At 46.0% G+C, this 12,155-nt stretch carries 10 protein-coding genes; 7 read left to right on the forward strand and 3 right to left on the reverse strand.

The window, feature by feature from the left end:
- Nucleotides 1-35: 35 nt before the first annotated feature.
- On the reverse strand, nucleotides 36-464 hold the full coding sequence (locus AC3WRW_RS01380; RefSeq protein WP_492544250.1) for a VOC family protein: 429 nt from the start codon (nucleotides 462-464) through the stop codon (nucleotides 36-38).
- 92 nt (nucleotides 465-556) lie between these two features.
- Nucleotides 557-1,777: a helix-turn-helix transcriptional regulator gene (locus AC3WRW_RS01385; protein WP_492544252.1), complete on the reverse strand. Its 1,221-nt coding sequence runs from the start codon at nucleotides 1,775-1,777 to the stop codon at nucleotides 557-559.
- Nucleotides 1,778-1,908: 131 nt separating this feature from the next.
- Here AC3WRW_RS01385 and uidA point away from each other — a divergent pair, with 131 nt between their 5' ends.
- The 3 genes from uidA (at nucleotide 1,909) to speD (ending at nucleotide 6,129) form a co-directional block, all read left to right on the forward strand.
- On the forward strand, nucleotides 1,909-3,705 hold the full coding sequence (uidA, locus tag AC3WRW_RS01390; RefSeq protein WP_492544253.1) for a beta-glucuronidase: 1,797 nt from the start codon (nucleotides 1,909-1,911) through the stop codon (nucleotides 3,703-3,705).
- A gap of 42 nt (nucleotides 3,706-3,747) precedes the next feature.
- A complete protein-coding gene (locus AC3WRW_RS01395) occupies nucleotides 3,748-5,154 on the forward strand; it encodes an MFS transporter (protein ID WP_492544255.1) in 1,407 nt (468 codons plus the stop codon).
- 162 nt (nucleotides 5,155-5,316) lie between these two features.
- Complete coding sequence (speD, locus tag AC3WRW_RS01400) at nucleotides 5,317-6,129, forward strand: adenosylmethionine decarboxylase (protein WP_171682002.1); 813 nt, start codon at nucleotides 5,317-5,319, stop codon at nucleotides 6,127-6,129.
- Between the two features lie 62 nt (nucleotides 6,130-6,191).
- On the opposite strand, the gene AC3WRW_RS01405 is transcribed toward speD, so the two are convergent.
- The gene (locus AC3WRW_RS01405; RefSeq protein WP_492544258.1) at nucleotides 6,192-7,379 is read right to left on the reverse strand and encodes an MFS transporter; all 1,188 of its coding nucleotides are present in this window, start codon (nucleotides 7,377-7,379) and stop codon (nucleotides 6,192-6,194) included.
- A 131-nt stretch (nucleotides 7,380-7,510) separates the two neighbouring features.
- Between AC3WRW_RS01405 and AC3WRW_RS01410 the strand changes: the two genes are divergently transcribed.
- The 4 genes from AC3WRW_RS01410 (at nucleotide 7,511) to AC3WRW_RS01425 (ending at nucleotide 11,970) form a co-directional block, all read left to right on the forward strand.
- The gene (locus AC3WRW_RS01410; protein ID WP_492544260.1) at nucleotides 7,511-8,401 is read left to right on the forward strand and encodes a LysR family transcriptional regulator; all 891 of its coding nucleotides are present in this window, start codon (nucleotides 7,511-7,513) and stop codon (nucleotides 8,399-8,401) included.
- Nucleotides 8,402-8,468: 67 nt separating this feature from the next.
- Nucleotides 8,469-10,121 (forward strand): helix-turn-helix domain-containing protein, encoded by a 1,653-nt coding sequence (locus AC3WRW_RS01415; RefSeq protein WP_492544262.1) that lies wholly within the window; start codon nucleotides 8,469-8,471, stop codon nucleotides 10,119-10,121.
- A 123-nt stretch (nucleotides 10,122-10,244) separates the two neighbouring features.
- Nucleotides 10,245-11,147: an ABC transporter substrate-binding protein gene (locus tag AC3WRW_RS01420; protein WP_492544264.1), complete on the forward strand. Its 903-nt coding sequence runs from the start codon at nucleotides 10,245-10,247 to the stop codon at nucleotides 11,145-11,147.
- Nucleotides 11,148-11,325: 178 nt separating this feature from the next.
- Complete coding sequence (locus AC3WRW_RS01425) at nucleotides 11,326-11,970, forward strand: CAP domain-containing protein (protein WP_492544266.1); 645 nt, start codon at nucleotides 11,326-11,328, stop codon at nucleotides 11,968-11,970.
- Nucleotides 11,971-12,155: the final 185 nt, after the last annotated feature.

Genomic DNA, 12,155 nt, shown 5'->3' on the forward strand with positions numbered 1-12,155 from the left:
GGCGTGTTCCTTATTCGTTAGCAAGCTATTTGGAATTAGTACACAACTTCGCCGTTGTCATAGTTGAACATCCAATGGATGCCAAACTTGTCTACCAGCATGCCGTAGCATTCGCTCCAGAACGTTTTCTGAAGCTCCATGGTAACTTGACCGCCTTCTTTCAGCTTATGAAAGGCAGATTTAACTTCTTCGATATCTCTACTTACCAGTGAGATAGAAAAATTGCTTCCAGCTACGAACGGCATGCCGGGAAATACATCCGAGAACATGACCGTGCTGCCGCTAATCGTAAGTCTGGCATGCATGACCAAGGATTTCGCTTCGTCCGGAAGCGGGTGCGCCGGATCGGATGGCGTATCGCCAAACGTCATGATTCGGGGCTGCTCCGTTCCAAAAACCTCTGCATAATATTCCACCGCTTCACGACAATTTCCATTGAAATTCAAGTAAATATCTAAAGCCATTCGTTTCACTCCTCAGATTGATTAGTTTCATATTATTTCCATATTGTATCATTAAGCTTGTCCGAATTCCAATGAAAAGGAAAGGCGATCGCTCATCTTTTTTGATAATCGGTCGGTGTTATTCCCTCCAGCTTTTTGAAAATGCGGGTAAAATAGCCCGCGTCATCAAAGCCTATCGATTCGGCAATCTCTTTGATGGAAGCATCGCCTCTTTTGAGATGAGGCTTGGATTCTTCGATTCGCCGCTTCTGCTGATAATCCGTCATCGTGATCCCCGTTTCTTTCTTGAATTGTCTTGAAATATGCGAGGGGTGAGCATGGCAGGCCAGCGCAATTTCTTCTAAACTTAAAGGCTTATTGTAATGCAGGAATACGAATTGAATGACTTTTTGGACCAGGGGTGAATACCCTTTTACTGCATAGAGGCGTACCAGCTTGCAATACTCGTCGTGCATGGTCGTCATCAACTTATTGAGGGAATCAATCGTCTCCGTCCGTTCAATGAGTTTGGCGAATTTCTCCGAAATCTGATGCAGGAAAAAGGGTTGGACGTTCACGTTTCTGGCTGCGACTCTCAACAAGGTATTGAGGATAATGAGCGCATTTCTTAAAGCTCTAACCGGCTGGTTAGGAAATCGTTCGGAAAAGTCGTACAGATTTTTCATTTTTCCTTGAACTTGCTGCACCAATTCCTGATCGCCATGCTGCACCGCGAGTATCATTTCTTGTTCCATTTCATAACGCAGCTCGATAAGGTCGATGTAAGCTTCATCGCGCTGCTGCAGCATGAGCTCTATCTTTTTCTGCCGCGGCGATTCGGCTGCTTGCGGCCGAAGCTCCAATTCCCGGATATCGGTTTGCGATATGCCCCCGATTTGCTCGAAAATATTGGCCATGCTTTGAACACGGGCCGTGCTGATTAATTTTAATCCCCGATAAAAACCTTCCAATTCAATCCGCTTCTGCTGGTCCAGTTTGAAATTCAAAGATAATCGGTTGACATCAGGCACCTGCAGCAAGAAGGGACCTGTGACTAAAATCTTGGACGGCTCCTCTTTTACTCGAAACTCTCTGGCTAAATACGTAACTCCCCATGCATTCGTATATTTGCAGCATCGTCCGGGAGATATTTGCGTTTCCGCGCATAGGAAGTGCATGTCATCCTGCAGCCATTCTTTCAGAAAGTCCGGCATGCGGTCATGCTCGTGGCTCATCTGAACGCCTCCGCTGCTGCTTAAAACGGTCGTATTGATATCGGTGATGTGAAAAATCGTAAGCGAGATGGCGGATAAGTGAAGAGGTTGTATGGTCATTGGATTCTCCTGACATGTGAAAATGTGCGTTTGAATTGTCCTATATATGCAAATTACGTCCTACTTGCTGCGCATTTATCTTAGTATAATCTGAATTGTTGAGATTGAAAACGAAAAAAGGAGCGGTAACTATGCTATATCCAATCGTAACGGAGTCAAGGGGCATTATAGATCTTAGTGGGATATGGAGATTTAAACTGGATTTTGGAAAGGGCTTTCAAGAGAAATGGCATGCAGCCGCTCTGACTGAGACCATCCCTATGTCTGTACCGTCTTCTTTCAATGATGTAGGCGCAACCGCGGATATTCGGAACCATGTGGGTTGGGTCTGGTACGAGAGAGATTTTACAATGTTAAATTTGCTTTTATCGGAACGGATTGTCCTGCGCTTCGGTTCGGCGACTCATAAAGCAATCGTTTATGTAAATGGTGAACCGGTTGTCGAGCACAAAGGCGGATTTACACCGTTTGAAGCCGAGATTAATGCTTATCTCAAAACAGGTCATAACCGTTTGATGGTTGCCGTGAATAATATCGTGGACGAATCGACGCTTCCCGTCGGCATTTACAGTGAGCAGGAAATTCCGGGCAAGGGCATGGTCGCGAAAAACAGTCCGAACTTTGACTTTTTTAATTACGCAGGACTCCATAGACCGGTGAAAATTTATACGACACCTCATACGTATGTGAAAGATGTGACGATTGTTACCGATGTGAAAGCGCAAGACGGGATTGTTCAATATGAAGTCGACATTGTCGGAGAAGGGCAATTGAAGGCAGCTGTGATCGATCAATCGGGAGCCGTCGTAGGGGAAAGCAGTGGCAGCCAGGGCACGATCACTGTCCATGAGGTGACACGTTGGGAGCCTTTGAATGCTTACATGTATACGCTTAAAGTTGAGATATTCCAAAATGGCAACGTAGTCGATGTGTACGAACAGCCTTTTGGCGTTAGAACGGTGGAGGTCAAAGAAGGGAAATTCCTGATTAACGATAAACCGTTTTATTTTAAAGGGTTTGGGAAGCATGAGGATTCCCCGATCCATGGCAGAGGATTTGATGAAGCAGCCAACGTGCTGGATTTCCGGCTGATGAAGTGGATCGGCGCGAATTCGTTCCGCACTGCCCACTACCCGTATTCCGAAGAGCTCATGCGGCTTGCTGACCAAGAAGGCCTTGTTGTTATTGATGAGACGCCTGCTGTCGGTTTGCACTTGAATTTCATGGCGATTTTCGGAGGCGGTCCGAAGAGAAAGACGTGGGAGGAGCTTCGAACAAAGGAGCATCACCAGGATATGATCCGGGAACTTATTGCCCGCGATAAAAACCATCCGTGTGTCGTCATGTGGTCCATTGCCAATGAACCGGCTTCCGAGGAAGAGGGAGCGGATGATTACTTTAAGCCGCTTGTCGAGCTGGCGAAAGAACTTGACCCGCAAAAAAGACCGGTCACTATCGTTACGCACTTAATGTCCACCCCGGATACATGTAAAGTTGCGGAACTTGTCGATGTGCTTGCACTCAACCGTTACTACGGCTGGTACGTGCAAAGCGGCGATATGGAGGCTGCCAAAGTCAAGCTGCGTGAAGAACTGGAAGGTTGGGGCAAGCGCTGCCCGGGCAAACCGATCATGATGACAGAGTATGGCGCGGATACCGTTGCCGGGCTGCACGATGTAGACCCTGTGATGTTCACCGAAGAGTATCAGGTCGAATACTTGCGTGCGAACCATGAAGTATTTGATGAATTTGCTGCTTTCGTTGGCGAACAGGTATGGAATTTTGCAGATTTCAATACGTCTCAAGGCATCATGCGGGTTCAAGGGAATAAGAAAGGAATTTTCACCAGGGACCGGAAGCCGAAATATGCCGCGCATGAATTGCGCAAAAGATGGTCAGCTATACCGGATTACGGATACAAAAAATAGTCGAAGCGCAAACAACATTTGTCAATCCGCGGGAGGAATACTATGAGTAATGTGGACATTCAAACTACGTCGAAACCGGCAATGAACGTCATGACAAGCCGTCCGTTTGGCATTCGGGATAAGCTTGGCTATTTGTTCGGCGATTTCGGAAACGATTTCTTCTTTATTCTCGTAAGCTCGTTCTTAATGGTCTACTATACGGACATTTTCAAGATTCACGCGGCGACGATCGGACTCATGTTCTTGATTGCAAGACTCTGGGACGCTATTGCAGATGTTGTTTGGGGGCGGTTCATTGACACGAGAAAAGCGGGGATTCAAGGCAAATTCAAGCCTTGGATCTTCCGAATGTCCTTTCCGCTGGTTTTGTCAGGCATTCTGATGTTCGTGAAAATTCCAGGCATGTCCGATGGGTTCTATTTGGCCTATGCATTTGTTACGTATCTGATATGGGGAACTTTATACAGCACGGTCAATATTCCTTACGGATCGATGGCTTCCGTCATTACGAGCGATAGCGTTGAACGCACGACTCTGTCGACGTTCAGGACGATGGGGGCTAATCTCGCCGGCTTAATTATTAATGTTCTCGGACCGTTGATCCTGTTTGTCAACAATAAAGCAGATTCTGACAGATTTATGCTGGCCGCCATTCTGTTCGGGATTCTTTCGATCTCCTGCTATATGGCTTGCTACAAATTATCGACAGAGCGTATTAACCTGTCTGAAACGAAACAGAACAAGATTCATTTAGGCACAACGTTAAAAGGTTTGCTCAAAAACAGGCCCTTAATCTCCATCCTGTTGGCCTCGCTGACATTTATGATGCTCTCTATGCTTGTCGGCGCAGTGAATGTGTATTTGTATAAAAATTATTTTGGAAGCGCTTCGATGTTGAGTATGGCCGGTTTAATTCAAACCGCCGCCGTGTTTATCGCCATTCCGTTCGTCAAATCGCTCGTGAACAAATTCGGCAAGAAAGAAATAGCGGCAGCGGGGATGCTGCTTTCATCGATTGTCTATCTGGCTTTGTATTTCTTGCCGCATGTAACCGCGTTACAATTTGTTATCATTTCCGGACTGGGTATGTTTGGCTTTGCCTTTTTCAATTTGGTCGTTTGGGCTTTTGTAACCGATGTCATTGACTATCAGGAGTATGTCACCGGACTACGCGAAGATGGCACTGTGTACTCGATTTATTCTTTTGCCCGAAAAGTAGGCCAAGCGCTTGCCGGAGGGATCGGAGGCATTGCAATCGGCTCCATCGGCTACGATGCCGCCCGTTCTGTGCAGACCCAAGAAGCGCTTGACGGCATATACAAGTTAGCCACCTTAATCCCTGGTATCGTCTATCTGCTCATTTTCTTGATTATTGTTTTCTTTTATCCGCTGAACAAGCAGCGAACGAATCAGCTTGCAGTTCATTTGACTGCGAAACGGGATGCTTAGGAATTTTAGCAAAATGAAGAGAAGAGGTAGGAGGTGATGTCTTTGAGGCATCATCTCTTTTTGCATGTCGAATAATGGAATAGAAGCAGCCCGCGCATCACATCCTAACTTAGTAGTTACAAATTATCCGCGATAGAGCGTTAACGTTAAGGGGGAGAATCATTGAAATTAACATCAGAGCAGCGCATTACTTTGCATGGGTTTAATAATTTAACCAAATCTTTAAGCTTTAACATGTACGATATTTGCTTTACGAAAACGAAAGAAGAGCGCGAAGCTTACATCGCTTACATAGACCAGCAGTACAACGCAGACCGTTTGACCGCCATCTTGAAATCCGTTGCCGACATTATCGGCGCTCATATTCTGAACATTTCCAAGCAGGACTATGAGCCGCAAGGCTCAAGTGTGACGATGCTGGTATCGGAAGGGCCGATCGAGAAGGCTTCCAACGAATCGTTTGAAGAGTCTCCCGGGCCGCTCCCGGATGCGGTCGTTGTGCATTTGAACACCAGCCATATTACGGTGCATACGTATCCTGAATATCACCCGGACGAGGGCATCAGCACCTTTCGGGCTGACATCGACGTCTCGACTTGCGGTGAAATTTCGCCGCTTAAAGCACTGAACTATCTCATTCGATCCTTTGACACGGACATTATGACGATGGATTATCGAGTTAGAGGGTTCACACGCGACATCATGGGCCACAAGCTGTTCATCGATCATGAAATCAGCTCCATCCAAAACTATATTCCTGGCGAAATCAAAGACATGTACCACATGATTGATGTGAACGTCTATCAGGAAAACATCTTTCATACGAAATGTAAGCTTCGGGAATTTGATTTGAATAACTATTTGTTCGGCTATACGAAAGATTCGTTGAGCAAGGAGGAACAGCTGGAAATCGAGAAGAGCGTCAAGTGGGAGATGGACGAGATTTTTTATGGTAAAAATATGGTGTTTACTTAATAAAGGTACGAATAACCGCTCATAAGGGAGATCCCGAAGAGCGGTTATTGTGCTTTAATACACTATTTGGATGGTACCATTTTGGCCTTTTTATTTCCGATTTTATACTGGATGAGAATCATTACCGCTACCAAGATTGACATTCCCAACAGAGCAGGGGGAAAACTGCCGGCATAATCATGGATTAACCCTACAAAAAGGGGACCAAGGGCAGCAAAAATGTAACCCCCGGATTGCGTCATGGCAGACAACGCGCTCGCTTCTTCCGAATTCGATGTCTCATCAATTGGCAGCATTAAAGCCATAGGGAACAGCCCGCCTGCGCCGATCCCAAGAAAAATACAAGTTAGCCAAGGGGTCACGGGAGTTTGAAGCAAGATCAGCCCGATTAACTCCATGACCGAGCAGCCAATGAGCCAGACCATTCTGTGCTGGAAACGGGAGACCAGAATCGGAATCAGGAAGGAGACCGGCATTTGCACGAGGGAAAATAACGTCAAAATCATTCCTGCCGTCTGTTTCCCGTACCCCATAGCTTGCACCATCGGAGCCAGCCATGCGGTAAGCGAGTAAAAGATGAACGCCATCAACCCGAAAAAACAAGTCAGCAGCCAAGCCCGTTTATTTGTTAATGGAAGCTTTAGGCTATTTTTTTCTGATTTGGGCAAGCTGCCCGAGGCGGCAGGATTGCTTAATTTCGGATCTTTCCGGACAGGCCGCCACCACAAGATAAGCGCTAGGAAAGCCAGGATTGACCATGATGCGACGGAAGCCTGCCACGAATGGTGAAAGACAGACTGCAAGGGTAAGGATAAAGCAGATCCAAGGGCGGCTCCGATGACAAGCGCCGTGGAATAGACACCGACGATAGCTGACGGGTTGGCGAAATTTCCTTTGATAAACCCGGACAATAAAGGCCCGATGATGGCAATGCCGATACCGGCCAGGAAGGCGGTCAAGAGCATCAACCAAGCGGAGTTGACGAAATACCTCGAGGCCGTAGCGACCCCGATGAGTAAAAGGCAATAGGCAATCGTCTTTTCAATCCCCCATCGATTGCCAAGCTTAACCGCCGCCGGGGCGAAGAAACCCATGCACAGCACAGGCAAGGAGGTCATCAGACTAGCCAGGGAGCCGCTCATCCCCAGCGATTCTTGGATCGTTCCAAGTAAAGGAGAGACGGAAGTGATAACAGGTCTCAAATTCAGGGAAGCGAGAAAAAGAGCAGTAATGAGAACGAAAAAACGCATGATCAATCATCTCCATCATTCAATAAAAATTATTCATTTTATGTAGAACAGTGTATATAGGATTCGACGATTGATCAATATTATTATTTCTATTATAATCATAAATATTTCTAATGATTGAGGTGGTTTTCTTGGAAATACGCCAGCTGCACTATTTTATTGCCGTATGTGAAGAGATGCATTTTACGAAGGCTGCTGAGAAGATCGGAGTCACGCAACCGACACTGAGCCAGCAAATCCGGGCGCTGGAAGATGAGCTTAATATGCCTCTTTTTGATCGTATCGGAAAAAAAATTGCACTTACCGAAGCTGGAATCCTCTTGCTGAAATATAGCAATAAGATTTTGGATAATATACAGAACGTAAAAGATTCGATCGCAGATTTGTGCCATATCCAGGCAGGCACAATCAGAGTGGGGATATTTCCATCTGATCTGGATTACCGGATTACCCAGCTTCTAATCGATTTTTATCAAAAGTTTCCGAGAATTAAATTAAAAGTCATTGCATCCATTGACATACCACAGCAAGTGCTTGAAAGTGAAGTAGACTTTGGAATAGGGACGAACGTTCCGCTAAATGATCGTTTGATTAATATGCCTCTATGCAAAGAGGAATATGTGTTGACTGTATCCAAGCAGCATCCGTTAGCGACCCGAACCAGCATTTCCGTGGATGAATTGAGAGAACTTCCGGTCGTTATTTACCCTGAAGGTTATATGGGACGGGAAATTGTAGAGGATACGGTTCAATCATATGGCTTTCGGCTCCATTCCATTCTTGAAACGAGCTCGGTCACTTCGATTATTAAGCTGGTCAAAGCGAATATTGGTGCAACGGTCCAACCTCTTCCCCTAATCCGGGAAATGAATGATCCTGATTTGCATATGATTCGCTTTCAGGAGAACGCACCAAGCCGCAGCTTAGAAATCATTTACAGATCTGACCGTTATCTCAGCGAGGCAGCCAAAGCGCTTATGGAGCAAATAAAACAATATTTTCAAAACAAAATAACCCCGTAGAGAATCATCATTTCCCTGAGCAGTCAGGCGTCCCCTCATCATCCATACAATTAAGGAGGCTTTGATGATGAATAACGTTGTCTCGGAGTGGGCCGAGTCCCACTTTCCGTTATATACGGCTGACAGCATAGTTTCGCTGTACAGCACTTCGAGTATGCCGCATTTTACGATCAATGAGAATAGAACCGTATTGATTGCCATTGCAGGCGGCAAAGGCATCCTTAGGACCAAAGCACAAACTTACGATCTCATGGAAGGGAGCGTCATCCTTCTCCCGGCGCACAGCCATGCCTCATTGATTGCGAATCATGCGCTGCCGCTGCATGCTTTTAAGCTTTTGGTTTCTGCCCAAGAGCAGTTGAGACCGCTGCACCCAGACGCCATGCTGCGAAAAAGCGGGGTAGCCTCTGCCTCGAACATCCTATTCCTTCCCAATGAACCCGCGGTTGTGTCCAATGTGGAGGAGCTGTATATCCATCGCTTACCTGTGAGCGAAGTTCGCCATGTGCAGAATCAAATGAAATTTCACCAAATCATTCTTAAGCTGCTGGAGCATCAGGAGGCAGGGCTCGCTGCCAGCGAACAGCCGACCATGGAACGAAGCATAACGTACTTGGAGAACCATTATAGCGATAAAATAACGAGCGAGCAGTTGGCTGCAATTGCAGGCGTGAGCCGTTCCCATTACTCGATTCTGTTTAAGCAGCATACCGGTTTTTCTCCTAACGAATACTTGTCGAGACTGCGCGTTCACCGGGCCAAGGAGCTTTTAATGACAAGCTCAAACACGCTTAGGGAAATTGCGCTCAAGGTAGGTTACAAGGATGAATTTTATCTCAGCCGCCGTTTCAAGCAGCAGACCGGAGCATCGCCTTCAGGCTACATTCACGGTTCTATCCAGCATGTAGCGGTAATATCTACACCTTATGCAAGCCATTTGTTGCTGCTGGGATTGGAGCCTGCCGTCACCATTTCAGATAGCAGCGAATTTGTGAATACGGCCGACAAACAGCCGCAAACGATGATGTTTATCGATATCAACAGCTCATCTGAGCAGGTGAGGACTGCGCTGCTGAATGCCAACATCGAGCTGATCGTTGCTTCGAAACAGCATTTGCACGAATATGGACTGAATCCTGGGCATTTGCGGGTTATAGCGCCTATCGCCGATATTTCATGGATGGAAATGGGCTGGAAAGATCACCTGCGTCTTATCGCACGGTCTGTTCACAGGAGCGATCAGGCGGAGCAGTGGCTGGAAATGTTCCAAAAGGAGGAACAGGAAGCCCGCTCGCGGATACAGCAAAGCGCAATACATAAAGAAATCGTTACGATTATCGTTATTAAACCGGAGAAACTGCTCGTTTATGGAGCTAGAAATGTCGGTTACGTGATGTATCAATCACTTGGCTTGCAGCCTCCTGCAAGAGTCGAGCAAGAGATTCGGGAGCGTGGGGAGCAATTTCATTCCATCCCGATTGAGTTATCCGATTTAGAAGATTATGCAGGATCTCAACTATTGGTTGTCGTGTTTCCAGATGCGAACGGTTCTATTGCGCATTCTGAAATCATTTTCAATTCTGCCTATTGGAACAGGCTCTCTGCCGTGATGCAGAAGAAAGTGGTTGTGCTGGATCGGGACGAGTGGATACCTTACAATCCCATTTCCATTCGTTTGCAGCTGCAGCGAGCGATAGCCTTATTTGCAAGCAATCAATAATACAAGGCGATTTCCAAACAAAAAGGCATGGTTTGGCGAACGAAGGATACATATAATGAACTAGACAAATGAGAATGATTTTCATAATCAATATTGAGTAGTCAAAAGGGAGAGAGTCATCCAATGAAAAAGCTTTTTGTTTTATTTATCCTGACCGCCGTTTTTCTGAGCGCTTGCGGCAGCAAGGAAGCTGCGCCAGCCGCGGGATCCGGCACCGTTACCTACCAATCCGAGGAAGGACCCGTACAGGTTCCTGCTAATCCGCAGCGCGTCGTTGTGCTTACCCGATTTCTAACAGGTAACGTGATGCTGCTAGGCGTGCCTTTAGTGGGCGTCGATGAGATGTCCAAAAACAACCCGAATTTCCAAGAGAAACTGAAAAACGTCGAAGTGGTGACCGACGAAAGCATTGAGAAAATCATTGAACTGAAACCGGATCTTATTATCGGTTTGTCCGATATTAACAATATCGATAAGTTCAAGAAAATTGCTCCAACGGTGACCTATACGTACGGGAAAGTCGATTACTTAAAGCAGCAGCTGGAAATCGGCAAATTGTTGAATAAAGAAAAGGAAGCGCAAGCCTGGGTCGATGATTTCTCAGCACGGACCAAAAAAGCCGGAGAAGAGATCAAGGCGAAAATCGGCGCGAATGCGACGATCTCGGTTATTGAGACGTTCAATAAGCAGCTCTACGTTTATGGCGATAACTTTGGCCGCGGCACCGAAATTCTCTATCAGGCGTTCGGACTCCCAATGCCGGAGAAAGTTAAGGAAATGACGAAGAAAGAAGGCTACTTCGCCTTGTCGACGGAAGTTCTGAAAGATTACTTGGGCGACTATATCATTTTCAGCAAAAATGCGGATGAAGACAATTCGTTCCAGAACACGGAAACGTACAAGAATATTCCTGCAGTTAAAAATGGACACGTATACGAGGCAGACGCAAAGGCGTTCTACTTTAACGATCCTCTCAGCATGGAATATCAGCTATCTTTTTTCATGAAAAACTTTCTAGGCAAGTAATGCGGAAGACGACCCCGGTAATTAATGCCTGAATAAATCAATGGCACATTACAAAACCTGTACTTGATAACGTAATTACTTTTACGGTACAGGAGGGGTTTGTATCAAAGCATCGGTCATCCTAGCAGCACTATTACTCGTTACAGGTTGTTCTAGCAATCATTCGACAAACAATCAATTGAATGCGAAACAAACGAAGGTTGAAACGCGTGCTCCTCATGCTCCTTCAACGTCAACCTTAACCCAAGCCTCATCCATTTCTACCGGGGGTGCAGGGAAATCAACGATTACGGCTAAACAAATGCCGAATGACGCTTCGAGTTGGCTGGATTGGTTTCAACGCAATTATGCACCGGCGGAAAACCCGGCGAATCAAATCGCCAATCCGCAACCAACCGCCAATCAACCGACCGCTCGTCCGCAAACGCCCGTAAATCCGCAGCCCGCCTCCAATGCATCACAATCCGCGCAGCAAGTGTTGGATCTTGTGAATCAAGAGAGATCGAAAGCAGGCTTGAATGCCTTAAGCATGAATGGCACTCTTTCCAAAATAGCGATGGACAAAGCAAAGGATATGTACAACAATAAATATTTCGATCATCAGTCCCCGACTTATGGATCTCCATTTGATATGATGAATGCATACGGAGTCACCTATAACTCAGCAGGGGAAAATATTGCCCAAGGACAGACGAGCCCGGCGGAAGTGATGAACCAATGGATGAATAGTCCTGGCCACCGCGCCAATATCTTGAATAGCAGCTACACCCAAATTGGGATTGCTTACTATAACGGCGAATGGGTTCAGGAATTTATTGGCTAGCTCCAAAACGAGATAGGTTGTTTGGAACAAAAACTCATGTCAAATAGACATGGGTTTTTGTGTTGTGTGGTTTTTTTGTAAATTGCTAGTTTTGTGGACAAATAGTAATAATTCAAACGTAGAGAGGAATACCGTAAAGAGTACGATAAAAAAAGAGTTGAAGTTCATCAAATAATATTATAAAT

Source organism: Paenibacillus sp. FW126-R14 (assembly GCF_058789495.1).

Bases quoted from the DNA above. Each gene is read 5' to 3' on its own strand.
- AC3WRW_RS01415 (WP_492544262.1), top strand. From the start codon at position 8,469: ATGAATAACGTTGTCTCGGAGTGGGCCGAGTCCCACTTTCCGTTATAT.
- AC3WRW_RS01405 (WP_492544258.1), bottom strand. From the start codon at position 7,379: ATGCGTTTTTTCGTTCTCATTACTGCTCTTTTTCTCGCTTCCCTGAAT.
- uidA (WP_492544253.1), top strand. From the start codon at position 1,909: ATGCTATATCCAATCGTAACGGAGTCAAGGGGCATTATAGATCTTAGT.
- AC3WRW_RS01385 (WP_492544252.1), bottom strand. From the start codon at position 1,777: ATGACCATACAACCTCTTCACTTATCCGCCATCTCGCTTACGATTTTT.
- AC3WRW_RS01380 (WP_492544250.1), bottom strand. From the start codon at position 464: ATGGCTTTAGATATTTACTTGAATTTCAATGGAAATTGTCGTGAAGCG.
- AC3WRW_RS01395 (WP_492544255.1), top strand. From the start codon at position 3,748: ATGAGTAATGTGGACATTCAAACTACGTCGAAACCGGCAATGAACGTC.
- AC3WRW_RS01420 (WP_492544264.1), top strand. From the start codon at position 10,245: ATGAAAAAGCTTTTTGTTTTATTTATCCTGACCGCCGTTTTTCTGAGC.